22 protein-coding genes and 1 pseudogene are annotated in these 24,792 nt (G+C 71.8%); 8 read left to right on the top strand and 15 right to left on the bottom strand.

Annotated features, from left to right (window positions below):
• Nucleotides 1-3 precede the first annotated feature (3 nt).
• From FV227_RS13790 to FV227_RS13765, 6 genes are all read right to left on the bottom strand, one after another.
• Nucleotides 4-645 (bottom strand): phosphoribosylanthranilate isomerase, encoded by a 642-nt coding sequence (locus FV227_RS13790; RefSeq protein ID WP_147727598.1) that lies wholly within the window; start codon nucleotides 643-645, stop codon nucleotides 4-6.
• A 23-nt stretch (nucleotides 646-668) separates the two neighbouring features.
• The gene (locus FV227_RS13785) at nucleotides 669-1,025 is read right to left on the bottom strand and encodes a LapA family protein (protein ID WP_147727599.1); all 357 of its coding nucleotides are present in this window, start codon (nucleotides 1,023-1,025) and stop codon (nucleotides 669-671) included.
• Nucleotides 1,026-1,128: 103 nt separating this feature from the next.
• Complete coding sequence (gene ihfB, locus FV227_RS13780) at nucleotides 1,129-1,440, bottom strand: integration host factor subunit beta (RefSeq protein ID WP_147727600.1); 312 nt, start codon at nucleotides 1,438-1,440, stop codon at nucleotides 1,129-1,131.
• 53 nt (nucleotides 1,441-1,493) lie between these two features.
• The gene (sppA, locus tag FV227_RS13775; protein ID WP_147727601.1) at nucleotides 1,494-2,477 is read right to left on the bottom strand and encodes a signal peptide peptidase SppA; all 984 of its coding nucleotides are present in this window, start codon (nucleotides 2,475-2,477) and stop codon (nucleotides 1,494-1,496) included.
• A 398-nt stretch (nucleotides 2,478-2,875) separates the two neighbouring features.
• Nucleotides 2,876-4,600, bottom strand: a complete 1,725-nt coding sequence (gene rpsA, locus FV227_RS13770) for a 30S ribosomal protein S1 (RefSeq protein ID WP_147727602.1) — start codon at nucleotides 4,598-4,600, stop codon at nucleotides 2,876-2,878.
• 338 nt (nucleotides 4,601-4,938) lie between these two features.
• Complete coding sequence (locus tag FV227_RS13765) at nucleotides 4,939-5,646, bottom strand: cell cycle transcriptional regulator TrcR (RefSeq protein ID WP_147727603.1); 708 nt, start codon at nucleotides 5,644-5,646, stop codon at nucleotides 4,939-4,941.
• Between the two features lie 374 nt (nucleotides 5,647-6,020).
• Between FV227_RS13765 and FV227_RS13760 the strand changes: the two genes are divergently transcribed.
• Both FV227_RS13760 and FV227_RS13755 read left to right on the top strand, forming a co-directional pair.
• Nucleotides 6,021-7,211 carry a PepSY-associated TM helix domain-containing protein gene (locus tag FV227_RS13760; protein WP_147859188.1) on the top strand — a complete coding sequence of 397 codons (1,191 nt, stop codon included), beginning with the start codon at nucleotides 6,021-6,023 and terminating at the stop codon, nucleotides 7,209-7,211.
• A gap of 154 nt (nucleotides 7,212-7,365) precedes the next feature.
• Nucleotides 7,366-8,124 (top strand): DUF502 domain-containing protein, encoded by a 759-nt coding sequence (locus FV227_RS13755; RefSeq protein ID WP_187274798.1) that lies wholly within the window; start codon nucleotides 7,366-7,368, stop codon nucleotides 8,122-8,124.
• A 1-nt stretch (nucleotide 8,125) separates the two neighbouring features.
• On the opposite strand, the gene FV227_RS13750 is transcribed toward FV227_RS13755, so the two are convergent.
• A complete protein-coding gene (locus tag FV227_RS13750) occupies nucleotides 8,126-8,404 on the bottom strand; it encodes a hypothetical protein (RefSeq protein ID WP_147728587.1) in 279 nt (92 codons plus the stop codon).
• A gap of 277 nt (nucleotides 8,405-8,681) precedes the next feature.
• Here FV227_RS13750 and FV227_RS13745 point away from each other — a divergent pair, with 277 nt between their 5' ends.
• Both FV227_RS13745 and FV227_RS13740 read left to right on the top strand, forming a co-directional pair.
• Complete coding sequence (locus FV227_RS13745) at nucleotides 8,682-9,656, top strand: quinone oxidoreductase (RefSeq protein WP_147728588.1); 975 nt, start codon at nucleotides 8,682-8,684, stop codon at nucleotides 9,654-9,656.
• A 64-nt stretch (nucleotides 9,657-9,720) separates the two neighbouring features.
• Nucleotides 9,721-10,350: a nicotinamidase gene (locus FV227_RS13740; protein ID WP_147728589.1), complete on the top strand. Its 630-nt coding sequence runs from the start codon at nucleotides 9,721-9,723 to the stop codon at nucleotides 10,348-10,350.
• 46 nt (nucleotides 10,351-10,396) lie between these two features.
• On the opposite strand, the gene hspQ is transcribed toward FV227_RS13740, so the two are convergent.
• A complete protein-coding gene (gene hspQ / locus FV227_RS13735; protein WP_147728590.1) occupies nucleotides 10,397-10,750 on the bottom strand; it encodes a heat shock protein HspQ in 354 nt (117 codons plus the stop codon).
• Nucleotides 10,751-10,883: 133 nt separating this feature from the next.
• Complete coding sequence (locus tag FV227_RS13730) at nucleotides 10,884-11,600, bottom strand: DJ-1/PfpI family protein (RefSeq protein ID WP_147728591.1); 717 nt, start codon at nucleotides 11,598-11,600, stop codon at nucleotides 10,884-10,886.
• A 54-nt stretch (nucleotides 11,601-11,654) separates the two neighbouring features.
• On the opposite strand from FV227_RS13730, the gene FV227_RS13725 reads away from it, so the two are divergent.
• Entirely contained in the window at nucleotides 11,655-12,674 is a 1,020-nt protein-coding gene (locus tag FV227_RS13725) for a GlxA family transcriptional regulator (protein ID WP_147859187.1), read from the top strand.
• Nucleotides 12,675-12,785: 111 nt separating this feature from the next.
• Here the strand turns inward: FV227_RS13725 and FV227_RS13720 are convergent, their stop codons facing one another.
• Nucleotides 12,786-13,838 carry a CoA ester lyase gene (locus FV227_RS13720; RefSeq protein ID WP_147728376.1) on the bottom strand — a complete coding sequence of 351 codons (1,053 nt, stop codon included), beginning with the start codon at nucleotides 13,836-13,838 and terminating at the stop codon, nucleotides 12,786-12,788.
• A gap of 226 nt (nucleotides 13,839-14,064) precedes the next feature.
• Here FV227_RS13720 and FV227_RS13715 point away from each other — a divergent pair, with 226 nt between their 5' ends.
• Complete coding sequence (locus tag FV227_RS13715; protein WP_147728377.1) at nucleotides 14,065-15,369, top strand: patatin-like phospholipase family protein; 1,305 nt, start codon at nucleotides 14,065-14,067, stop codon at nucleotides 15,367-15,369.
• A 7-nt stretch (nucleotides 15,370-15,376) separates the two neighbouring features.
• Here the strand turns inward: FV227_RS13715 and mfd are convergent, their stop codons facing one another.
• The 3 genes from mfd to recG form a co-directional block, all read right to left on the bottom strand.
• On the bottom strand, nucleotides 15,377-19,006 hold the full coding sequence (gene mfd, locus FV227_RS13710) for a transcription-repair coupling factor (RefSeq protein ID WP_147859186.1): 3,630 nt from the start codon (nucleotides 19,004-19,006) through the stop codon (nucleotides 15,377-15,379).
• A gap of 408 nt (nucleotides 19,007-19,414) precedes the next feature.
• Nucleotides 19,415-20,632, bottom strand: a complete 1,218-nt coding sequence (locus FV227_RS13705) for a UbiH/UbiF family hydroxylase (RefSeq protein ID WP_147859185.1) — start codon at nucleotides 20,630-20,632, stop codon at nucleotides 19,415-19,417.
• Between the two features lie 186 nt (nucleotides 20,633-20,818).
• Nucleotides 20,819-22,975: an ATP-dependent DNA helicase RecG gene (gene recG / locus FV227_RS13700; protein ID WP_147859184.1), complete on the bottom strand. Its 2,157-nt coding sequence runs from the start codon at nucleotides 22,973-22,975 to the stop codon at nucleotides 20,819-20,821.
• Between the two features lie 231 nt (nucleotides 22,976-23,206).
• Here recG and FV227_RS13695 point away from each other — a divergent pair, with 231 nt between their 5' ends.
• Together FV227_RS13695 and FV227_RS13690 are read left to right on the top strand one after the other, a co-directional pair.
• Complete coding sequence (locus FV227_RS13695; protein WP_147729744.1) at nucleotides 23,207-23,557, top strand: 4-fold beta flower protein; 351 nt, start codon at nucleotides 23,207-23,209, stop codon at nucleotides 23,555-23,557.
• Nucleotides 23,558-23,617: 60 nt separating this feature from the next.
• A complete protein-coding gene (locus FV227_RS13690; protein WP_147729745.1) occupies nucleotides 23,618-23,914 on the top strand; it encodes a succinate dehydrogenase assembly factor 2 in 297 nt (98 codons plus the stop codon).
• A 27-nt stretch (nucleotides 23,915-23,941) separates the two neighbouring features.
• On the opposite strand, the gene FV227_RS13685 is transcribed toward FV227_RS13690, so the two are convergent.
• Nucleotides 23,942-24,286, bottom strand: coding sequence for a hypothetical protein (locus FV227_RS13685; protein WP_147859193.1), 345 nt, complete (start codon nucleotides 24,284-24,286; stop codon nucleotides 23,942-23,944).
• Nucleotides 24,287-24,603: 317 nt separating this feature from the next.
• Nucleotides 24,604-24,792 (bottom strand): annotated as a pseudogene (locus tag FV227_RS13680) (long-chain fatty acid--CoA ligase); the annotation flags it as partial.

The raw sequence follows: 24,792 nt of genomic DNA, 5'->3' as shown, positions 1-24,792 counted from the left end.
GGCTCAGCCCCCCGCGCGGGCCGCCCTGACGAAGGCGGCGATGCGGTCGGGATCCTTCACGCCCGGCCCCGCCTCGACGCCCGAGGAGACGTCGACCGCGGTGGCGCCGGTGCGGGCGAGCGCCGCGGCGACGCTGACCGCGTCGAGGCCGCCCGACAGCATCCAGCCGGCGGGAAGGTCCGCCCCGGCGAGCAGATCCCAATCGAAGGCGCGGCCGTTGCCGCCGGGCAGCGCGGCTCCGGGCGGCGGCTTGGCGTCGAGGAGCAAGCGGTCGGCGACGGCGTAGGCCGCGATCCGATCGAGGTCGGCGCGGGTCGCGACGCCGATGGCCTTCATCACCGGGCGGCCGGCGAGGCGGCGGATTTCGCCGACGCGCTCCGGGGTCTCGGAGCCGTGCAGCTGGATCAGGTCGGGATCGATCGCCTCCATCGCGGCGGCGAGCGCGGCATCGTCCGGATCGACCAGCAGCACGACGCGCTCGGCCCTGCCGCGGGCCTGCTCGGACAGGGCGCGGGCCGTGTCGAGGCCGACATGGCGCGGGCTCTTTTCGAACCGCACGAGGCCGATCCAGTCGGCCCCGGATTCCAGCGCGGCGGCCAGCGTCTCGGGCGTGCTCAGGCCGCAGATCTTGACGCGAATCGACATGGCCCGAGAACCGGAATCGCGCGTCAGCGCGGGGCCGGCAGCGCGGTCCGCCCCGGCAGCGTCAGGCCGGTGCCGGGCTCCGGCGGGGCGTAGGCCTTCAGCCGCTCGGTCTCGCCTTCGAGCCGGCGGATCTCGCGGCCGCGGTGGCGGACCTGGCGGCGCGCCTTGCCCTGCCCGAGCCAAGCGAAGATGCCGCCGACGACGATGCCGAGCGCCACGGCGCCGAACAGGATCGCGTAGAGGGGAAGCGTCACGCTGAACACCGGATCGGGCGAGAACGGATCGAGCGAGAGGCGGACGGGATCGCGGTTGGCGACCGCGAGCAGGATCACCAGGACCGCGATGGGCAGCAGCACCAGACTCTTGAGGAAGCGGACCATCGATCTCTCCGAACCGTTCTTAACCGTGCTGCGGATGGCCCGAGGGGCCATCCGCGATCCGCCGCACCGGCGGCGACGCGGCCGCCCGGCATCCCGCGGCGCCCTACTCGGCCGCGGACTGGCTCTCGCCGATCCCGGCCGCGTTGAGGCGCAGGCGCATCTCCTTGCCGGTCTTGAACACGGGGATGGCCTTTTCCGACACGGCAACGGCCGCACCCGTGCGCGGGTTGCGCCCGCGGCGCGCATCCCGGCGCTTCACCGAGAACGCGCCGAAGCCGCGCAGCTCGACCCGGTCGCCCCGTGCCAGCGCGTCGGCGATCGTGTCGAGGATCGCGTTGACCAGCGTCTCGACGTCCCGCTGGTAGAGGTGCGGGTTCTGCTCGGCGATCTTGAGGACGAGCTCCGACTTGATCATGGCGTCTGGTCTTCTCGAAGTTCCGGGGCGCGAATCCTGATGGATCGCACCAATCAGGGCGCGGCGGACGGGCTCGGGCGCCACAGCACGAGCATGCCGCCCCGGGTGACGGCCCTCGCCTCGGCCCCGGCCTCGGCCAACCGGGCGGACAGGCCGTCGAGCCCGAGGAGGTCGGCACCGAGGCCGAGCGCCGAGAACAGGCCGAAGCCCTGGCCGGAAGCCGGCTTCCAGTCGGTCACCGGCAGGTTCTTGGGCACCTTGCGCGCGCTCTCGAGCCAGGCGATCGCCTGCCGCTCGCTGCCGAGCTCGTCCACGAGCTTCAGCGGCACGCTCTGGCGGCCGCTGAACACCCGGCCGTCGGAGACCGTGGCGACCTGGGCGCCGTCCATCCCGCGCCGCTCGGCCACGAGGTTCTTGAACCAGGCGTAGGTGTCGCCGACCACCGCCGCGAGGGCGGCGCGCGCCTCCGGCGAGGTCGGGGTGAAGCCCGACGGCTCGGCCTTGAGCGGCGAGGACTTCACCGATTCGACCTTCACGCCGACCTTGTCGAGCAGCCCCGACACGTCCGGATACTGGAACAGCACGCCGATCGAGCCGACGAGCGAGGTCTCGCGCGCGACGATGTGGTCGGCGGCGATCGCGGTGATGTAGGCGCCCGAGGCCGCGGTGCCGTCGACGAAGGCGACGATCGGCTTCTTCTCGGCCAGCGCCCGCAAGTTGCGGAACAGCTCCTCGGAGCCGGTGGTGGTGCCGCCGGGCGAGTTGATCGAGACCACCACGCCCTCGACGGCAGCGGATTCGCCGACCCGCTTCATCAGCTTGGCGGTGGCCTCGCTGCCGGAGATGAAGCCCGAGATCGAGATGCGGGCGATCTGCGGCTTCACCGCACCGAACAGCCCGCCCTCCGTTCCGGCGCGGACCCGCAGGCCGACCGCGCCGACGGCGACGACGAGGCCGCCGATGCCGACGACGCGCCACAGGGACAGCTTGCGGCGCAGCCGCCGCCGGTCGATCAGGAGTTCGGCGTCGGCTGCCATGCGATGGTCTGCTCCCTCACGGTCCCGGCCGCGCGGGCCGGCCGGTTCTCAGCCCACCCGCAGACCGATGCCCGGGGCAGGGCGCACGAGGCTCACGTGCCGCGACGCGGTCCGCACCTTAGGCAGCGGTACAGACCAAGTCCTTGGCAGGCTTGAGCTCGTGGGCGCCGGGCGGTTGCCCGCGAGCGGTGTTCTAGCCCTGCCGGACACGGACCGGCAAGGGGCGCAGGGGGCCAAAACCGCATCGCCTTGCGGTTGCGCCGCGCCTGTCATGGGCCGCCGGATCGTCTTGCCCCGCCAAACGAAAGGCCCGCGCCGGACGGGTGTCCGGCGCGGGCCTTCGATCGACCGGGACCTGACGGCCGCCCGGATGGACCGGGCGGCCGGCATGGACCGGACTACTTCTCCTCGACGTCGTCGCTGGTGCGGGCCTTCTTGAAGGCTGCACCGAGGATGTCGCCGAGCGAGGCACCCGAATCGGCGGAGCCGAACTGGGCCATCGCCTCCTTCTCCTCGGCGACTTCCAGCGCCTTGATCGACAGCTGGACGCGGCGCGCCTTGCGGTCGAACTGGATGACGCGGGCGTCGAACTTCTCGCCGGCGGCGAAGCGCTCGGGGCGCTGGTCGCCGCGGTCGCGGGCGAGCTCGGCGCGGCGGATGAAGGTCGACATGTCGGTGTCGACGATCTTCACCTCGATGCCCGAATCCTTCACCTCGACGACCTCGCAGGTGACGATCTGGCCCTTCTTGACGTCGCCGGCCTCCGCGAAGGGGTCGCCGCCGATCTGCTTGATGCCGAGCGAGATGCGCTCCTTCTCGACGTCGACGTCGAGAACCTGCGCCTTGACCATGTCGCCCTTCTTGAACTCCTCGATCACCTGCTCGCCGGGACGGTTCCAGTCGAGGTCCGACAGGTGGACCATGCCGTCGACGTCGCCTTCCAGGCCGATGAACAGGCCGAACTCGGTCTTGTTCTTGACCTCGCCCTCGACCTCGGAGCCGACGGGATGCTTCTCGTTGAAGGCCTCCCACGGGTTCTGCAGGGTCTGCTTGAGGCCGAGCGAGATGCGGCGCTTGACCGGATCGACCTCGAGGATCTGCACTTCCACTTCCTGCGAGGTGGAGACGATCTTCCCGGGGTGGACGTTCTTCTTGGTCCAGCTCATCTCGGAGACGTGGATCAGGCCCTCGATCCCCGGCTCGAGCTCCACGAAGGCGCCGTAGTCGGTGATGTTGGTGACGCGGCCCTTGAGCTTGGCGTCGACCGGATAGCGCTGGGCGATGCCCTCCCACGGATCGGCGAGCAGCTGCTTGATGCCGAGTGAGATGCGGTGGGTCTCGTGGTTGATCTTGATGATCTTGACCTTGACCGTCTGGCCGATGGTCACGACCTCGGACGGATGGTTCACGCGGCGCCACGCCATGTCGGTGACGTGGAGCAGGCCGTCGATGCCGCCCAGATCCACGAACGCACCGTACTCGGTGATGTTCTTGACGACGCCGTCGATGACCTGACCCTCCTCGAGGTTGGCCACCAGCTCGGAGCGCTGCTCGGCGCGGCTCTCCTCGAGGACGGTGCGGCGCGAGACGACGATGTTGCCGCGGCGGCGATCCATCTTGAGGATCTGGAACGGCTGCGGGGTGCCGAGCAGCGGGGTCACGTCGCGCACCGGGCGGATGTCGACCTGGGAGCGCGGCAGGAACGCCACGGCGCCGTCGAGGTCGACGGTGTAGCCGCCCTTGACCTGGTTGAAGATCGTGCCGGAGACGCGCTCGTTGGCCTCGAAGGCCTTCTCGAGCTTGACCCACGACTCCTCACGGCGCGCCTTGTCGCGCGAGATGACGGCCTCGCCGAGCGCGTTCTCGATGCGGTCGACGTAGACCTCGACCTCGTCGCCGACGGCGAGCTCGCCCTCGCGGCCGGGGCCGTTGAATTCCTTGAGGGCGACGCGACCCTCGGTCTTGGCGCCGATGTCGATGACCGCGACGTCCTTCTCGATCGCGACGACGCGACCCTTGACGACGGAGCCTTCGGTGATCTCGTGTTGGAGGAACGATTCCTCGAGCAGCGCCGCGAAGTCGTCGCGGTAGGCGTCGCGCTGCAGAGCGGTACCAGCAGTCATTCTGTCTCCTGAACGGGCTCCCTCAAGGGATGCCCTCACGTCGGCGGCTCGTGTTGCGAACGCCCCCGTTGCCGCTGCCGCTCCGGATGGGGGAGCGACCGATCCGAAAATGGGATCGGCTTGCCGACGCGTTCGTACGGTGTCCGAGGGCGGTCGTCCCGGGGCGGCGCGGCGCAACACGAGAACACGCGCGTGCGGTCGGCCCGGAAGGACGCCGGCTCTCTACAGCAACGGGCCCTGAAGTTCAACAGAAACGGATGTCGGCACGAAAATGGGTCCGCTTCCTTCGAAGCAGGCCCACGCCTTCGGTCCGGAGACTTGAGACCCCCGGGTACGATCTAGTCTTCGTCGTCGTCCGCCGGGCGGACGCCCTTGAGCTTGGCGAAGACCGAATCGGCGTTGATCCGCTCCTCGCGGCCGCCGTGGCGGTGCTCGTCGGCCTCGGGCGCCTCGTCGCGGGTGGAGACCTCGGTCGGCAGGAGCGAGGCTCCCGAATCGGCGGCGAGCGCGGCCGGCCGGTCCTTGGCGGCGCGCTGGACCTCGAAGTCGAGGTCGATCTGGGTGCACAGGCCGAGCGTCACTGGGTCCATCGGCTGCAGCGAGCCGGAATTCCAGTGCGAGCGCTCGCGGATCTGCTGGATCGTCGACTTGGTGGTGCCCACGAGCCGGATCACCTGCGCGTCCTTCAGCTCGGGGTGGTTGCGCAGCAGCCAGAGGATCGCGTTCGGGCGGTCCTGGCGGCGCGACAGCGGGGTGTAGCGCGGCCCCTTGGTGGTGCGCTTGACCTCGGGCAGCTTCACCTTCGAGACCGCGACCTTGAGCTTGTAGGCCGGCGACTTCTGCGCCTTCTCGATCTCGTCGCGGGTGAGCTGGCCCGCGGTGATCGGATCGAAGCCCTTGATCCCGGCGGCGACCTCGCCGTCGGCGATGCCCTTCACCTCCAGCGGGTGCAGCTTGCAGAAATCGGCGATCTGCTCGAAGGCGAGCGAGGTGTTCTCGACCAGCCAGACGGCGGTCGCCTTGGGCATCAGCGGACCCTGGGTCATATTTCGCACGGGCTCCAAAACCGACGCGTGGACGGACGGGGCCGGGCATCGGTCCGCAGGCTCCGGACCGCTCGATCCGAAAGTCCCGTCTCACGCATTCAAAAGGGGAATGACCTTGTATACGCGGGGCCGCCGGAGGGCGCAATCGACTCGACGGCCTGCGACCGGGCGATCGTCGGGCGGCGCCGGGTCGAAGAACCGGCCCCGGCCCTCCGGTCCGTCCGTGTCGGGCGAAGGGTTTCGGGGCGTTCGACCATGGCCGGGCAAGCAACGCGAGGGGACACTACCCTGAATTGTAGTAATTCGGCGTCGAGAATTTCGGGGTCCCGCCGGAAGACTTGACTTCGCGTCGTTCTCATGACGTACCGCCCGCGATGCCCGTCCCCCTCCGCACCGTCCTGTTCCGCCTGCACTGGGCGCTCGGCCTCACCGCCGGTCTCGTCCTCGCCGTGGTCGGCGTCACCGGCGCGATGATGAGCTACGAGGAGGCCATCGTCGATCTCGCCAATGCCGACCGTGCGCGGATCGCGGTCCTGGACCGGCCGCATCTCGGCCCGGAGGCGCTGGTCGCGCGAGTCGGCGCGCAGCGCCCGGGCCTGAGGGTGAGCACGCTGACGATCGCCGGCGACCCGGCGATCGTCCCCCGCGTGCGCTTCGCCGACGACACGTCCGGCGCGCGGCCGCCCTCGGTCTACCTCGATCCCTACGACGGCACGCTGCGCGGCGAGATCCGCGGCGAGGCGACCTTCGCGACGATCCGCGGCCTGCACCGGTGGCTGCTCCTGCCCGGGGAGGGCAGGGGCTGGGGTCGGACGATCACCGGGGCGGCGGCGGTGGCGCTGCTCGCGTTCCTCGCCACCGGCCTGTACCTGCGCTGGCCCAAGGCCCACGCCTGGCGGATCTGGCTGAGGCCGAGCCTGCGCCGGCCGGGGCGCCCGCGCTACTGGTCGCTCCACGCCGTCGCCGGCACCTGGCTGCTGCCGGTCTACGCCGTGATCGCGCTGACGGGGCTGTGGTGGTCCTACGAGCCGTACAGGTCGGCCGCGACCCGGCTCCTCACGGGCAAGGCGCCCGAGGCGCGTGCCGGGCGCAAGGCGGGAGAGAGGCAAGGCGAGGCGCGCCCGGTCGGGAGCACCGAAAACCCGCTCGCCCTGGACAGGGCCTGGGCCGCGTTCCGGGCGGAGGAGGGCGCGTCGGCGGCGCTCGCGACCGTGACGCTGCCGGGGCGCGACGCGACGCGGATCCGCATCCGCTGGATCGCCGCGGCGTCCGACGCCCCGAAGGCGCGCAACGAATCGACCTTCGACGCCGCGACCGGCACCCGCCTCTCGCGCGTGCGCTTCTCCGACGAGGCGCTCGGCCGGCAGATCGCCGAGTCCATGCTCGAGGTCCATCGCGGGCGCTTCTTCGGTGGGGTCTTCGCCCTGGTCTTCTGCCTCGCCGCGCTCATGATGCCGCTGCTCGCGATCACCGGCCTCGTGCTCTACGTCCTGCGCCGGCGTGCCGGGGCCGCGCGACGGTCGGCGCCGCGCGGCCCCGGTCTCGTCGCCGAACCGCGGCCTTGAGACGGGCCGGCGGAGGGAGTAGGTCTGAGGGCACCGGAGCCGTGCCCGGCATCGTGCCTTCGCGACCTTGCCTTCGGGGGCTGCCCTGGTTTCCGTGAGACCGCCGACCACGCTGCCGACGCCCGAGCCGGATCCCGCGGGCCCCCGCCCCCGCGTGAGCGCGCGCGGACGGCTGCGGACGTACTTCCTCACCGGCATCATCGTCGCGGGGCCGCTGGCGATCACCGCCTACATCACGTGGTGGATCATCACGCTGATCGACGGGTTCGTGAAGCCGCTGGTGCCGGCGAGCTACCTGCCGGACCATTACCTGCCGTTCTCGATCCCGGGGCTGGGCATGCTCATCGCCTTCGTGGCGGTGACCCTGCTCGGCTTCCTCACGGCGAACCTCGTCGGGCGCAGCGTGATCGAGTTCGGCGAGGTGCTGCTGGCGCGCACGCCCGTGATCTCGGGGCTCTACAAGGGCCTGCGGCAGATCTTCGAGACGCTGTTCTCCGCCAACGGAACCTCGTTCCGCACGGTCGGCCTCGTCGAGTTCCCGGTGAAGGGAACCTGGTCGGTGGTGTTCCTGTCGGCGCCGGCCGCGCCCGACGTCCAGGCGGCGCTTCCCGGCGGCAAGGGAGAAGCAGGGGAGGACGGCCGCAGCGACTATGTCGGCGTGTTCCTGCCCTGCGCGCCGAACCCGACCACGGGGTTCTTCTTCTACCTGCCGCGCACCGACATCATCGAGGTCGGGATGAGCGTGGACGATGCGGCCAAGCTGGTGATGTCGGCCGGCGTCATCCAGCCGGACGATCCGCAGGCCCGGCTTCAGGCCATGGCCGCGACCCTGCGGACGGCGCAGGGGCTCGCGCCCGAGACGTCGCGGGAGACGCCGCCGGCAGGCGCCGCCCCGCGTCGCGAAACGGTCTGACTCAGGAGGCGCTGGCGGTGACGACGGTCTTCGGCGTCGCCGCGACGCGGTTGCCGCTCATCCAGCCGGTCGAGGTCTCGGCGGCCAGCAGGAGCGCCAGGGCGAAGCAGAGGCCGTTGGCGGCGATCCAGAGGGGCCGCGCGGCCCGGCGAACCGCGATACCCACGTCGGAAGCCTGCTCGGAGGCGGCGTCGGAGATCGGCAGCAGCCAGGGCTCGTGAGCGAGGGACTGCCATCCCTCGGAAGACCCCGGCAGGCGTTGGAACGGTCCGGTCAGCATCGCTGTCCTCCATCTTTCCCGTGACGGCCTGAACGAATCAGCCTTTCGTTCAGGTTCAGTTAAGATTGAAACATGGCCACTGCAAGGCATGCTCGGCGACGTGGGCCTCTCAACCGCGTCCGGGCCGATCGCGTTCCCTCCCCGAATCGATGATTTGCTCGCGGCGCCGGGATGCGCGCCCCGCTCTGTATCGCCCGCCCCGATCGAAGCCATTGCGCCGGGCGCCCCGTCCCTTATCTCGCCGGGCACGATCTCACGCGAAGAAGAGGCGACGACGATGCCGAAGGCGATACGCGTTCAGGATTACGGCGGCCCCGAGGTGATGGCCTACGAGGACGTGCCGACGCCGCAGCCCGGCCCCGGCCAGATCCGCATCCGCGCCGGCGCGATCGGCGTCAACTTCATCGACATCTACTTCCGCTCCGGCGCCTACAAGGCGGCGCAACTGCCGTTCACCCCGGGCAAGGAGGTCGCCGGGACGGTGACGGCGGTCGGCGAGGGCGTGACCGGGTTCTCGGTCGGCGACCGGGTCGCCACCGGATCGGGGGAGGGCACCTACGCCGAGGAGCCGCTGATCGCGGCCTCGGCCGCCGTGCACGTGCCGGACGGGATCGAAGATTCGACCGCCGCCGGCATGATGCTGAAGGGGCTCACCGCCGAGTACCTGCTGCACCGGACCTATGCGGTGAAGCCGGGCGACACGATCCTGTGGCACGCGGCCGCCGGCGGCGTCGGCCTGATCGCCTGCCAATGGGCCAAGCACCTCGGCGCCACCGTCATCGGCACCGCCGGCTCGGCCGACAAGGCGGAGCTCGCCCGCGCCCACGGCTGCGACCACGTCATCCTCTACCGCGAAGAGGACGTGGCGGCCCGCGTCCGCGAGATCACCGGCGGCAAGGGCGTCCCGGTGGTCTACGACGGCGTCGGGCAGGACACGCTGATGGGCTCGCTCGATTCGCTGGCCCCGCTCGGCCTGCTCGCGAGCTTCGGCTCCGCCTCCGGCCCGATCAAGGCGCTCGACCTCGGCCTGCTCGCCGCCAAGGGCTCGCTCTACGTGACGCGCCCGACCCTGTTCACCTACGCGAGCCGCCCGGAGATCCTGGCCGAGATGGCGAAGAACCTGTTCTCGGTGGTGCAGAGCGGGGCGGTCAGGATCCCGGTCAACCGGACCTACAAGCTGTCGGAGGCCCAGCAGGTCCACCGCGACCTCGCCGGCCGCGAGACCACCGGCTCGACGGTGATGGTCCCGTGATCCCGGGATCGCCGGATCGGAGGATCCCGGGCGGACGCCGTTCCGCCGAAGCCGGGGGCTGCCCGTGACGGTCGGCGCGGCCGAGGCCCTGCTCGTCGTCGACGTGCAGCACGACTTCCTGCCCGGCGGCGCGCTCGCGGTGCCCGACGGCGACGCCGTCGTCGCGCCGATCCGGGCGCTGGCCGCGCGGTTCCGGACCCTGGTGCTGACGCAGGACTGGCACCCGGCCGGGCACGTCTCGTTCGCGAGCGCGCATCCGGGCCGGGCGCCGTTCGAGACGGTGCGGCTGGCCTACGGCGAGCAGGTGCTGTGGCCTGACCACTGCGTGCAGGGCAGCGCCGGGGCGGCGCTCGCCCCCGGCCTCGACCTGCCCGGCGCCGCCCTCGTCCTGCGGAAGGGCCTGAGCCCCGGAGTCGACAGCTACTCGGCCTTCGTCGAGGCCGACGGGACGCCGACGGGGCTCGCCGGCTACCTGCGCGAGCGCGGCGTCCGGCGCGTGGTCCTGTGCGGGCTCGCCACCGATTACTGCGTCGCCTGGAGCGCCCTCGATGCGCGCGCGGCAGGCTTCGAGGCCGCCGTCGTCGCGGACGCGACACGGGCGATCGACCAGGGCGGATCGCTCGCCGCCGCCTGGGCACGGATGGAAGCCGCCGGAATCGGCAGGGCGACGAGCGCCGACGTCACGGGATCGTAGGCCCCGAAGGCGCTCGGAGCACCGGACGGCGCGCGTCCCGAAACGGTCAGTTCGCGGTGCGGTCGCGCATGCGGTAGGTGCCGCCGGGGTCGCGCTCGAACATCTCCGGGATGCCGGCGTGGCGCAGGCTCTCGCCCGAGGTGTCGGGCACCAGGTTCTGCTCGGACACGTAGGCGACGTACTCGGTCTCGGCGTTCTCGGCGAGCAGGTGGTAGAACGGCTGATCCTTGCGCGGACGCGCCTCCTCGGGGATCGCCAGCCACCAATCCTCGGTGTTGTCGAACACCGGGTCGACATCGAACACGATGCCGCGGAACGGGTAGATCCGGTGGCGCACCACCGCGCCGATCCCGAACTTGGCGATGCGCAGTCTCGATTCGGTCGGTCGCGGGTCGGTCATGGCCTGATCCATCATGACGGATCAGATAGGCGCGGATGGCGGGCTTGTCACCGGGTTCCGGGGGCGGTGCATCGGAACCGACCCGCGTCGCGGGTCGCCCGCGCCCGTGCGGCTAGCGTGATCGAGGCGAGCCTCACCCGCCGGCGGGGAGGGCGATCCCGAGCTCGGCGGCGACCCTGCGTGCGGTCGCCTCCCGCCGCGCGGTGATCTCGGCGACGCCGGTGCGCGCCCGCTCGAGGATCGCGGCCGGGGCGGTCCGCGGCGTGCCGCTGTCGAAGGGCGGCTCGGGGGCGTATTCCATGCCGAGCTGGATCGCCTGGGCGACCTCCGGGCCGCGCAGCTCGGCCGCGAGCCTCAGCGCGCCGTCGATGCCCGCGGTGACGCCGGCCGCGAACACCCACGACCCGTCGACCACGACGCGCCGGTCGACGGGCTGCGCGCCGAAATACGGCAGCAGCGCGAAGGCGCTCCAATGCGTCGTCGCCCGGCGCCCCCTGAGCAGCCCGGCACCGCCGAGGAGCAGGGCGCCGGTGCAGACCGAGAAGACGTGCCCGGCTCCCCCCGCCTGCCGCCGGATCCAGCCGAGCACGGCTTCGTCCCGCATCAGCGCCTCCTGGCCGAAGCCGCCAGGCACGTGCAGCACGTCGAGCTGCGGCGCATCGGCCAAGGCCGCGTCGGGGGTGAGCCGCAGGCCGCGGACGTCGCGCACGCTCTCGGCGGTCGGGGCGTAGATCCGGTAGGTCGCGTTCGGGATGCGGGACAGCACCTCGAACGGGCCGGTGAGGTCGATCTGGTCCAGCCCCTCGAACAGGAGCGAGCCGATCTGCAGGTGGGTCTCGGGGGGGATCATCGCGGGGTCTCCGTGGTGGACAGGGACACCCTAAAGCCTCAAGATCTGGCCGGGATGCCAGACGACCCTCGTTTCCAGCCAGATGCCGCTCGAACCCATACCGTTCGAACCCATGCCGGATCGCCCCGCATCGTCGAGGTGCTGGCCTTTCCGTGCGTGCAACTGCTCGACGTGGCCGGTCCGCTGCAGGTCTTCGCGACGGCCAACGAGCAGGCACGGGGCTCGCGGCCCTACGCGCCGCGTGTGGTCGGCTGGGGCGACGGCGCGCTGACCTCGTCCGCGGGCCTGCGGCTGGCGGTCGACCCCCTGCCCGACCGCGACGCCCCGCTCGACACGCTGATCGTCGCCGGCGGCCCCGGCGTCGTCGCGGCCTCGGCCGACGCGGACCTCGTCGACTGGATGCGGGCGCGGGCGGCGCGGGCGCGGCGGGTCGCCTCGGTCTGCACCGGCGCCTTCCTGCTCGGGGCGGCAGGGCTCCTCGACGGGCGCCGGGCGGCCACCCACTGGGCCCATTGCGAGCGGCTCGCCGAGCTCTATCCGCTGGCGCGCGTCGAGCCGGACCCGATCTTCGTGCAGGACGGCCCAGTCTGGTCCTCGGCGGGGATCACCGCCGGCATCGACCTGGCGCTGGCGCTGGTGGAACAGGATCTCGGCCGTGCGCTGGCGCTCGGCGTCGCCCGCCATCTCGTGATGTTCCTCAAGCGCCCCGGCGGGCAGGCGCAGTTCAGCGCGGCGCTCGCGCTCCAGGCCGGCGACGACCGGTTCGACGCCCTCCATGCCTGGATCCGGGAGAACCTGGCCGGCGACCTCTCGCTTCCGGCGCTGGCGGCGGTGGCGGGCATGAGCGAGCGCAGCCTCGGCCGGCACTACCGCGCGGCGACCGGGCTGACGCCGGCCAAGGGGGTGGAGCGCCTGCGGGTGGAGGCGGCGCAACGGGCGCTGTCCGAGACCAGGCGCCCGGTGAAGCGCATCGCGCAGGCCTGCGGCTTCGGCTCGGAGGAAACCATGCGCCGCAGCTTCCTGCGGCTCGTCGCTGCGCTGCCGCAGGATTACCGAAGCCGGTTCGGGCCGTGACGGCTCATGCCGGACCTCATGGGCGAGAACCCGTGAGGTCCGGCGGAGAGCCGCCGCCCCGCGGTCGCGGGGGCCAAGCCTCGATGCGTCGGGCTCATCGAGGTCTGGTCATCAGCCGAGCTTGTACACCGCGGCCAGCTCCGGGTCCTTGGCCGCCACGAGCTTGGCCAGGTCGACGATGACCTTGGCCTGCTTCCAGGTGGCGTCATCCTGCATCTTGCCGTCGAGCATCACCGCGCCGGTGCCGTCGGGCATCGCCGCGACGATGCGGGCGGCGAAGGCCACCTCGTCCGGATCGGGGGCGAAGACACGCTTGGCGATGGCGACCTGGTTCGGATGCAGCGTCCAGGCGCCGGCGCAGCCCATGAGGAAGGCGTTGCGGAACTGGACCTCGCAGGCCGGGCCGTCGGAGAAGTCGCCGAACGGGCCGTAGAAGGCCTTGATGCCGTTGGCCATGCAGGCGTCGACCATCTTCGCGATGGTGTAGTGCCAGAGGTCCTGCTGGGCGGAGGCGCGGGCGACGCCCTCGCCGGCCGGGTCGGCGATCACGCGGTATTCCGGGTGGCCGCCGCCGACGCGGGTGGTCTTCATGCCGCGGGACGCCGCCAGGTCGGCGGGGCCGAGGCTCATGCCGTGCATGCGGGGCGACGCGCAGGCGATGGCGTCGACGTTGGCGACGCCTTCGGCCGTCTCCAGGATCGCGTGGATCAGGATCGGCTTCGTCACGCCGTGGCGCGCCTCGAGCTGGGCGAGCAGCTGGTCGACGTAGTGGATGTCCCACGGGCCCTCGACCTTGGGGATCATCACCACGTCGAGCTTCGAGCCGACGGCGGCCACGAGCTCGAACAGGTCGTCGAGAAACCAGGGCGAGTTCAGGGCATTGATGCGGCTCCACAGGCCGGTGCCGGTCGCCGCAAAGTCGGTCGCCTGCGCCATCTGGACGAAGCCCTTCCGGGCCGCCTCCTTCTGGTCCATCGGCACCGCGTCCTCGAGGTTGCCGAGCACGACGTCGACGGTCGGCGCGAGCTCCGGCACGCGGGCGCGGACCTTGTCGTTGTGGGGCGGCACGAAGTGGATCATCCGCTCCAGCCGCACCGGCAGCTCGCGGAAGGGCTCGGGCGCGCCGGCGGCGAGCGGCTGGAAGAAGCGGCGCGGCAGTTTCATGGAAGAACCTCGTTGCAGGTCGGCTTGCCGAGTCGGCGTGACGGACCGGTTCGTCCGGTTAGTGCAAGCACAGGCCCGGCGTAAAGCGATCCGCGTGGCAAGCGTCATGGTGCGCTGCCGCACGAACGGCGCGGCCGGCTCGGTGGTCGTGCCCGGTTGCGGGAACACCGCGGACGGCGCAGCGTTTTCGAAACGAGGCGGGTCAATCGGTATCGGGAAACGGGCTATGCCCTCTTCGAAGACGCGTCAGCTCGCGCTTTGCGCGACGATCCTCGCACTTGGAATCGGTGCGCCTGACCTTTCCCGTGCCGGATCGGATACTGCCAAACGCACCGAGCGCACGGCGTTCACCGCCGGCGAGATCGCGACGGCGCGTCCTGCCGCCCTGAAGGGCGCGATCCGCATCGCCGGCGACGACGGGCAGGCCTTCCAGGCGCTGATCGACGGGGCGTCCGCGGCGGCCGACCCCTGGCTCGTGCTGTCCGGCGGCGGCGAGAACGGCGCCTTCGCCGCGGGCCTCCTCTCCGGCTGGAGCGCGAGCGGGCGCCGCCCGGCCTTCGGCGTGATCACCGGCGTCTCGACGGGCGCCCTGATCGCCCCCTTCGCCTTCATCGGTGCCGCCGGCGATGCCGCTCTGCGCGAGGCCTACACCACGGTCTCGGCGGCGGACGTGTTCGAGTTCGGCGGCTCCGCCGAGGCCCTGACCGACACCTGGCCGCTCAAGCGCCGGATCGAGAAGGCGGTGACGCCGCGCCTGCTCAAGGCGATCGCCGCCGAGCACGCCAAGGGCCGGCGCCTGCTGGTCGCCACCACCGAGCTCGACACCGAGCGCCCGGTGCTGTGGGACATGGGCGCGATCGCGACGATCGGCGACGACAAGGCGCTGAACCTGTTCCGGTCGATCGTGCTGGCCTCGTCCGCCGTGCCGGGCGTGTTCCCGCCCGTCTCGATCGACTCGACGACCGTCGACGGCAAGACGAACCAGGGCAAGACGATCCAGGAGATGCACGTCGACGGCGGCACCACGGCGCCGTTCTTCCTCGCGCCGAAGCCGGCGCTGATCGCGGCGCAGACGGGTGCCGGCGGGGTCAGGATCCCGGCCCGGACGGTCTACCTCGTCGTCAACAACAAGCTCGCGCCGTACTTCCAGATGGCGACGCACACCACGCTCTCGGTGCTCGGCCGGGCGATGTCGTCGGCGATCAAGGCGCAGACGCGCGACGCCCTGGCGCTGGCCGACGCCTTCGCCCGCCGCGAATCCATCGACCTGAAGGTCGCCGAGATCGACGACCGCTTCACCGACACCTCGCCGGCCCCGTTCGACCAGCGCTACATGAAGGCGCTGTTCGCCCACGCGGAGAAGCTCGGCCAAGAGGGCACGGCCTTCGGCGGACAGGAGGCGCTGGCCGAAGGCTCGTCGAACCTGCCGACCGGCTCGCTCGGCGCGCTGCATCCGAAGGCCCCGCAGCCGGCGACGCCGCGCCTGGACGCATCCCGACCGGACGCCTCGCAGGCCCTGGCGACGCGCTGAGCGGCGCTTACGCCGCCTTCTTCTTCCCCCCGCGCTCGGCGATCCCTGCCAGCGCCCGCACCACCTGCGTCGCGGTCTTGAGCCGGGCCGGGATCGAGTCGAGCTCGCGGATGAAGACCACGCTCATGTCGGGCCGGACCTTCGCGAACGAGGCCTGCTCGGCGACGTAGGCGACCAGCCCCTGCGGGTTCGCGAACGACTTGTCGCGGAAGTGGACCACGACGCCCTTCGGCCCGGCCTCGACCTTGGCGATGTTGGCGGCCAGGCACAGGATCTTGATCGTCACGATCTTGAGCAGCTGCTCCACCTCCGGCGGCAGCGGCCCGAAGCGGTCGATCAGCTCGGCGCCGAACGCCTCCATCTCGGCGTCGTTCTCCAGGGTCGAGAGCCGGCGGTAGAGGGCGAGCCGCACGCCGAGATCCTCGACATAGGTCTCGGGGATGGTGACCGGGGCGCCGAGCGCGATGGTCGGCGACCACGCCTCCTCCACCGGCTCCTCGTAGCCGGCCTTGAGCGCGGTGACCGCGTCCTCCAGCATCTGCTGGTAGAGCTCGTAGCCGACCTCCTTGATGTGGCCGGACTGCGCGTCGCCGAGCAGGTTGCCGGCGCCGCGGATGTCGAGGTCGTGGGAGGCCAGCTGGAAGCCGGCGCCGAGCGTGTCGAGCGTCTGCAGCACGGTGAGGCGCTGCTCGGCCTGGGCGCTCAGGGTGCGGTTGGCCGGCGTCGTGAACAGGGCGTAGGCGCGGGCCTTGGAGCGTCCGACGCGGCCGCGGAGCTGGTAGAGCTGGGCCAGGCCGAACATGTCGGCCCGGTGCACGATCAGCGTGTTGGCGGTGGGGATGTCGAGACCGGATTCGACGATCGTGGTCGAGAGCAGCACGTCGTACTTGCCCTCGTAGAACGCGGTCATCACGTCCTCGAGCTGGCCCGCCGCCATCTGCCCGTGGGCGACCGCCACCGTAGTCTCGGGCATCTCGGTGTCGAGAAAGCGCTTCACCTCGGCCAGATCCTCGATCCGCGGCACCACGTAGAACGACTGGCCGCCGCGGTAGCGCTCGCGCAGCAGCGCCTCGCGGATGGTCAGCGGATCGAACGGCGTCACGAAGGTGCGCACCGCCAGGCGGTCCACCGGGGGGGTCGCGATGATCGAGAGGTCGCGCACGCCCGTCATCGCCAGCTGCAGCGTCCGCGGGATCGGGGTGGCCGAGAGCGTCAGCACGTGCACGTCGGCCTGCAGCGCCTTCAGGCGCTCCTTGTGGCTGACGCCGAAATGCTGCTCCTCGTCGACGATGATCAGGCCGAGGTCCTTGAAGGCGATGGTCTTGGCCAGCACCGCATGGGTGCCGACCACGATGTCGACGGTGCCGTCGGCGAGCCCGGCGCGGGTCTGCTTCATCTCGGCCGCGCCGACGAAGCGCGACAGCTGCGCCACCTGGATCGGCAGGCCCTTGAAGCGCTCGGCGAAGGTGCGGAAATGCTGGCGCGCGAGCAGGGTGGTCGGCACCACCACCGCCACCTGCCGCCCGGAGATCGCGGCGGCGAAGGCGGCGCGGAGCGCCACCTCGGTCTTGCCGAAGCCGACGTCGCCGCAGACGAGCCGGTCCATCGGGCGGCCCTCGTTGAGGTCCGAGAGCACCGCCTCGATCGCGTTGGCCTGGTCCTCGGTCTCCTCGAAGGCGAAGCGGGCGGCGAACTCGCCGTAGAGGCCCTCGGGCGGCACCAGCCGCGGCGCCTGCCGCACGAAGCGCTGGGCGGCGACCTTGATGAGCTCGCCGGCCATCTCGAGGATGCGCTTCTTCATCCGCGCCTTGCGGGCCTGCCAGCCGGCGCCGCCGAGACGGTCCAGCGCCACCTCGGAATCCTCGGAGCCGTAGCGGGTCAGGAGCTCGATGTTCTCCACCGGCAGCAGCAGCAGGCCGGTGGCGTATTGCAGCTCCAGGCAATCGTGCGGGGCGCCGGCCGCCGTCACCGTCTTCAGGCCGACGAACCGGCCGATGCCGTGGTCGGCGTGCACGACGAGGTCGCCGGGCTGAAGCGCCTGCACCTCCAGGATGACGTCCTGCGGGCGCTTGGACTTCCGCTTCTGGCGCACCAGCCGGTCGCCGAGGATGTCGCCTTCCGAGATCACGGCGAGCTGGCCGGCGGTGAAGCCCGATTCGAGGCCCCAGACCGCGACGGCGACGTCGGTGCCGCGCTTCAGCGCGTAGACGTCCGACAGGCGCGAGATCGCCATCGGCTTCCTGAGGCCGTGGTCGGCGAGCACGCCGCAGAGCCGGTCGCGCGAGCCTTCGGACCAGGATCCGAGGATCACGTGATGACCGGATCCCTGCAGATCCTTCACGTGCGCCACCGCCGCGTCGAAGACGCTCGCCGCCTCGCTCGCGCGCTCGGCGGCGAAGGTGCGGCCGGGCTCGGCGCCGCAATCGATGGCCGGGCCGCCGGCCCCGCCCTCGGGCACCGCGAACGGCGTCAGCCGGGCGACGGAGCAGGCCGCGATCCGGTCGCGCAGCTCGTTCTGGGTCAAGTAGAGGGCGCGCGGCGGCAGCGGCTTGTAGGGCGCGACGCCCGATTGCGGGGTCTTGCGCGCGCCTTCGCGAGCCTGGAAGTAGTCCTGGATCAGGGCCAGCCGCTCGGCGGCCGCATCCTCGATCTGCGGCTCGAACACCATCGGCACCCCGGCGACGTAGTCGAACAGGGTGTCGAGGGATTCGTAGAACAGCGGCATCCAGTGCTCGAGGCCGGCATAGCGCCGGCCCTCGCTCACGGTCTCGTAGAGGCGGTCGTCGCGGGTCGCGGCCCCGAAATTGGCGACGTAGCCCTGGCGGAAGCGCCGGATGGTCTCGGTGGTGAGCTGGACCTCGCTCATCGGCACGAGATCGAGGGAGCGGAGCTGGCCGACGGTGCGCTGCGTCTCCGGATCGAAGGCGCGGATCGATTCCAGCGTGTCGCCGAAGAAGTCGAGGCGGATCGGGTTCGGGAGCCCCGGCGGCGACAGGTCGAGGATGCCGCCGCGCACGGCGTACTCGCCGGTGTCGCGCACCGTCCCGGTGCGCAGGAAGCCGTTGGCCTCGACCCAGGCCACGACCTTGTCCATCGAGACGACGTTGCCGATCGCGACGGAGAAGGTCTCGACGGCGATGCGCTTCATCGGCGGAACGCGCTGGATCAGGGCGTTGACCGTGGTGCAGACGATGCGGGGCGCGGCCTCCGAGGAGCGCGTGCGCGTCAGCCGCGAGAACGCGGTCATGCGCTGCGCCGCCGTGGCGCCGTTGGGCGAGACCCGGTCGTAGGGCTGGCAATCCCAGGCCGGCACGCTCATCGCCTCGATCTCGGGCGCGACGAACTTCAGGGCGTTGACGAAGGCCGCCGAGCGCCCGGAATCGCGGGCGACGTGGACCAGCACCGCCGGCCCCTCGAAGCCGGCGCTCAGGGCGCGCGCGAGGTCGGCCACCACCAGGGCGTCGAACCCGTCCGGGACGCCGGCCAGCGTCGGGCTCTCGCCGCGCGCGAATGCGTCGCGGATCCGCGCCAGCGGCCCGGACTTGGGAAGCGCGAAGCGCGCCGTCTGAACCTTCGGCGCGGGGACCGGGGGCGCGGGCGTCTTGGATGCGGACGTCTTGGATGCGGGCTTGGCCATCGGGTGTCTGTTCGTCGTCGAATCGGGCGGGCAGGCGATGCCCGGGGGCGGGACGTGGGGCCCGCGAGACGGGATGTATAGACCGGAAGGCAGGGTGTCAGGAGGCGGCGATCCGACGATGCGGCGCCCCGACCCGGGCCGCCATGGTCCGACCGGACGAATGCATGGGATGAGCTTTTCGAGGCAACCTACTCGAAATCAGCGATTTTCGATCGTTTTTTCCCGATGCGGACCCGTCGGCTCTTGCGCCGACAGGTCCGGCACGGAGCGGCTCGGGTGGGTGCTCCGCATGCCGGTGTCGCAGGGGCGGATTGCAGGAGGGACGCGCACCCGATTTTCGCGCCGAAACGCTTGATGCCCAACGCGAGCCGATAGGGACAACCCACACGCCGAAAAGAGTTTTTCCGTTCAGCGCGCGGCCCGCATCTGCTCGGGTGCGCCGAGCCGCGGCAGGACGCCCTCGCGCATCACGGCGCGGCGCAAGGGCCCGATCGCGCTCATCGCCAGCAGGCCGAAGCCGCGCAGCGCGTCGACGGGCACGAGGTCGGCGAGCAGGCTCCGGTTGAGCGTGTCGACCGCCGCGGATCGCAGCGCCGCGTCGAGCCGGCGGGCGCGGGCGAAGCCGGACAACGCCGCGCGGGAGCCCGGATCGCGGCGCTCGCGGGTGGCACCGAGCACCGCATCCCGAAGGGCGGCGGCATCCCGCAATCCGAGGTTCAGGCCTTGCGCGCCGATCGGCGGGAAGACGTGGGCGGCCTCGCCGATCAGGGCGAGGCGGTGGGCGGTCGGGGTCGCCACGGAGAGGCCGCGCATCGGCACCAGGCCGCGGGGGCCGTCGATCCGCATCGTCCCGAGCATGCCCTGCGCCTGGCGCGTGACCGCCTCGGCCAGCGCCGCGTCGTCGAGCGCGGCGAGCCGGCGCGCGACGCCCTCGGCCGCGACCCAGACCAGGCTCGAGCGGTTCCCCGGCAGCGGCACCAGGGTGAAGGGGCCTCCGCGGGTGTGGAACTCGGTCGAGACGTCGCCGTGCGGGCGGTCGTGCGCGAGAATCGTGGTGATCGCGGATTGCGGGTAGGACCAGTCCCGCACCCGGATGCCGCTCGCGCTCCGCAACGGCGACCGCCCCCCGTCCGCGGCGACGACGAGCTGTGCCGAGACGCGCCCGCCATCGACGAGCCGAACCTCGGAAACCTCTTCGCCAGGAACGGCTTCCGCGGCATCGCTCTCGAACAGCGTGAGGTTCTCGGTGGCGCGTGCCTGCCGGCGCAGGGACTCGACCAGGAGCCGGCTCTCGACGTTCCAGCCGAACGCTTCCAGCCCGATCTCGCCGGCCTGGAAGCGCGCGGGCGGGGGGCGGAACAGGCTGCCGGTGTCGTCGATGATCTGCAGCGTCGCCAGCGGGCCGGCCTGCGGGGCGATGCCGCCCCAGGCCTTCAGCGCCGCGAGGAAGCGCACGGACCCGTCGAGCAGGGCGACGGTGCGCCCGTCGGCCACGGGTGCATGGCGTCCGACCAGGGCCGTGGGCACGCCGTCGCGGGCGAGCGCCAGGGCGGCGGCGAGGCCCGCGGCGCCGGCGCCGACCACCGCGACGGCAAACGTCCTGTCCTGTCGGGGCGGCTGGGGCACGGGCGGAGAATCCTTGGTACGACCCAAACGGATCTAGGGCGATCGCGCGCGCCTGTCGCCCAGGCTGCGGCAACCCGCGCCGGCGAGAGCATGGTCCGTGATCCGTCAATCACGGACACGGCTCGCTCTCGTCTCGAGGGCGCATCGTCGTCACGCCAGCGGGAATCCACCTCGCTCGACGATGCTCTAGCCGGCTCCGAGCAGCCGGATCGCGGCGTCGCGCTCGAACAGGTAGAGCAGCACCCGCAGCGCCTGGCCCCGCTCGGTCCGCAGGGTCGGATCGCGCTCGACGATCAGCCGTGCGTCGTCGCGGGCGACCTCCAGCAGGGCGCCGTCGCTCTCCAGGCGGGCGAGCCGGAAGGCCGCGAGGCCGGATTGGCGGGTGCCGAGCACCTCGCCCTCGCCGCGCAGCCGCAGATCGGCCTCGGCGATGCGAAACCCGTCCTCGCTCTCGCGCATCATCTCGAGGCGGGCCTTCGACACCTGGCCGAGCGGCCCGCGATAGAGCAGCAGGCAGGACGAGGCCTTCGCGCCGCGCCCGACCCGGCCGCGCAGCTGGTGGAGTTGGGCCAGCCCGAAGCGCTCGGCATGCTCGATCACCATGATCGTCGCCTCCGGCACGTCGACCCCGACCTCGACCACGGTGGTCGAGACCAGGACCCGGGTCTCGCCCGCGGCGAAGCGGGCCATCGCCGCATCCTTGTCGGCGCCGGGCATCTTGCCGTGGATCAGCCCGACCTCGGCCCCGAAATGCTGCTTCAGGTCCTCGAAGCGCTCCTCCGCCGCGGCGAGGTCGACGAACTCCGATTCGGCCACCAGCGGGCAGATCCAGTAGACGCGCTCGCCGCCCTGGAGCGCGCGGTGGAGGCCGGCCACGACCTCGTCGATGCGCTCGGTCGGGATGGTGATCGTCCGGATCGGCTGCCGTCCGGCCGGCTTCTCGTCGAGGACCGAGACGTCCATGTCGCCGAAGCAGGTCAGCGCGAGCGTCCGCGGGATCGGGGTCGCGGTCATGACGAGAATGTCGACCGCCGCGCCCTTGGCGCCGAGCGCGAGGCGCTGGTGGACGCCGAACCGGTGCTGCTCGTCGACCACCGCCAGCCCGAGATCGGCGAACACCACGCTGTCCTGGAACAGGGCGTGGGTGCCGACCAGGATGTCGATCTCGCCGGCGGCGAGGTCGGCCAGCGTCGCCCGGCGCTCGGCGGCGCGGTCCCGGCCGGTCATCAGGCGCAGGCGCAGGGCGCCGGCCAGCGGCTTCAGGCGCTCGAAGTGCTGGCGTGCCAGGATCTCGGTTGGGGCCATCAGCGCCGCCTGCCGGCCGGCCTCGCAGGCCGAGGCCATGGCGAGGAGCGCCACGGCGGTCTTGCCCGACCCGACATCGCCCTGGAGCAGGCGCAGCATCCGCTTGTCGGAGGCCAGATCGCCGCGAATCTCGGCGACGGCGCGCGTCTGCGCGCCGGTCAGCGCGAAGGGCAGCCCCGCCTCGATCCGGGCGGAGAGGCGGCCGTCGCCGGCGTTGACCCGTCCGGGCTTGCGGCGGCTGCGCGCCCGCATCAGCGCCAAAGCCAGCTGCGAGGCCAGAAGCTCGTCGTAGGCCAGCCGTTTTCGCGACGGCGTCGCGGGCGGCGGGACCGCGACGCCGTTGGGGCCCAGCGTCGAGGGCTTGGGCGCCTCCTCGGGCCGGTGCTCGGCGCGCAGCGCGTCGGCGAAGGGCGGCAGCCGGTTCTGCCGCAGCCAGGCCGGGTCCTGCCACTCCGGCAGCACCGGCAGCCGCTCCAGGGCGGCCACCGCGAGCTTGCCGATCGCCCGCGAGGTCAGGCCTTCCGTGGCGCCGTAGACCGGCTCGACGGAGGGCAGGGCGGCCAGGCCTTCCGCGTCGACGATGCGGGAGGGATGCACCATCTGGCGGCTGCCGTCCCAGAGGTCGATGCGGCCGGTGACGTAGCGGTGGCTGCCCAGCGGCAGCATCTTCTCGACCCGCGCCGCCGGCATCCCGAAGAACACCAGGGTGATGTCGCCGGTCTCGTCCTCGACCAGCACCCGGTGCGGGCGCCTGCCCGGCCCGGTCCCGGCCGGCCGGTGATGCGAGATGGTAACGCCGACGGTGACCGGCTCGCCCACAGGGGCCTCGCCGACCGAGCCGACGAGCTTCTGCGCGATGCCGCCCTGCGGCAGGTGGAACAGCAGGTCGACGATGCGGGCCGGCCGCTCGGGCGTGCCGAGCAGCCGCTCGATCATGGGCGCCATCTTCGCGCCGACGCCCGGCAGCCCGCGCGCGGGCGCGAACAGCGGATCGAGGATGCTGGGGCGCAGGAGCGCAGGGGCCGTCTCGTCGCGCATCGCCAATCCGCTCGTTCGGCCCATCCTGCCCGGCGGGCCCTAATAGCCCGTGCATCCCGCCCCGTCGCGCGCGGCCGCTCGACGCTGGCGCGCCGCGTCGCCCTCCCGTGATCGGCGGATCGGAGGATCCTGTGCCCGGCGCCCGGATGCGGCCGGCTGGCAGGTCGGCCGCGATGGCTTAGATACGGACGGTGGCGGCGCTCGGCGCGGCCGGCGGCGGGAGCCAAGGCGATGATCGAGTTTTTCGACCGGGAGGGACGTCCATCCGCCTTCTGCGACGACGGCCGGGCGGTCTACCACTGGGATGGGCGGCCCGCGGCGATCATCGACGACGACAAGGTCTTCGCCTATTCGGGCCGCTTCGTCGGCTGGTTCTCCGACGGATGGATCAGCGACGCGCGCGGGAACCGGCTGCTGTTCGAGTTCGATGCGGTCGGCGGCCCGGCCAAGCCGGACCGCGGCACCCGGGTCGCCAAGGGCCAGCGCGGGCACAAGCCGCCGGTCGGCCCGCGCGATCCCGTCCCGGCCCCGCCCGGGCCGTCCGCGGCGTGGTCCGAGACCGCCTTCGCGGGCCTGGTCTGAGCCTTTCGTCCCGTGATCCTCGGATCACGGGTTGTCTCCAGCGATCCGAAGGCCCTCACGATGTCCGGCACCACCCGCACCAGCGCGGATCTCGATCCCCGCCGCCGCCGCACGCTGTTCCGCGCCTGGCACCGGGGCATCCGCGAGATGGACCTGATCATGGGGCGCTTCGCCGACGCCGAGATCGGCAGCATGAGCGATGCGGATCTCGATCTGTTCGAGGGCCTGATCGAGGTGCCGGACCGCGACCTGTTCCGCTGGCTCGTCGGGGAGGAACAGGTGCCGGGAAACTACGACACGGCGCTGTTCCGCCGTCTCAAGGCGTTCCACAAGCACGACGCGCCGATCCATTCGTAGCGGATCGGCGCCCGGGCCGGGCGATGCCTAGAGGTCGGGTTCGTTGACGACGTAGGGGCCGATGCGGCTCATCAGGTCGATCGGCGCGCCCGCGCGGCGCCCCTTCGCGCCGTCGATCACCAGGACCGGGATGCACTGGTCGCGGACCTGCGCACGAAGCCGGGCTGCGAGGCGGGCATAGCTCGAATCGCGACGCGACGAGGTCTGGAGCAGGATGGCGGCAGGCCGGGCGATCACCGCCAGCACGTCCGCCGCCGCCTCGAGGGAGACGGTGACGCTGGCATAGCCGAGCTCGGCCAATTCTCCGGCCAGGGAGTGATCGATGGCACGGACACCATCGTCGACGACGAGCACTTGTTGCAGCGCACCCATAAGATCGAGAGCTACCCCATCGCAGGCCACTTGGGAAGAGAGCTGAGCTTTAAACCCTCCGCCAACGGTTTGGTTCGCCGGCGCCCTTTGCAGATGCGAAAATAAACCCTTTCGATGAGCGTCCGATGAACCGCGCGGCCGGCGCCATCGATCGTACCGGGCACAGGCGCGGGCACGATCGGCCAAGACCCTGGCGACGCTGAGCTTTCGGAACGGTTTCGTTTCACGGGCGATGATGCGCGGTCGAGGGATGCGCCGGGCGGGCACGCGGCACCGCCGCGCCGGATGGTGCGGCGCGGGGCGGCCCGAGCGGCCGCTCAGGCCTCGGTCACGGCGATCCCGGTTCCGGCAAAGCGATCGACGCGGAAGCGCGAGGCGCGAAACTCATCGGCTTCGGACGCGCCGGCCTCGCCGCGTTGCACCAGGGCCGTCGCGCAGGCCTGGCCGCGGAAGGCGAGGCGGCCGTCGGGCTCGCGGCGCAGCTCGAACAGGGCGGGGGGCAGGGA

Origin of the sequence: Methylobacterium sp. WL119 (assembly GCF_008039875.1) — a bacterium.
Classification (GTDB): Bacteria; Pseudomonadota; Alphaproteobacteria; order Rhizobiales; family Beijerinckiaceae; genus Methylobacterium.
This window is presented reverse-complemented; position numbering and strand designations above follow the sequence as displayed.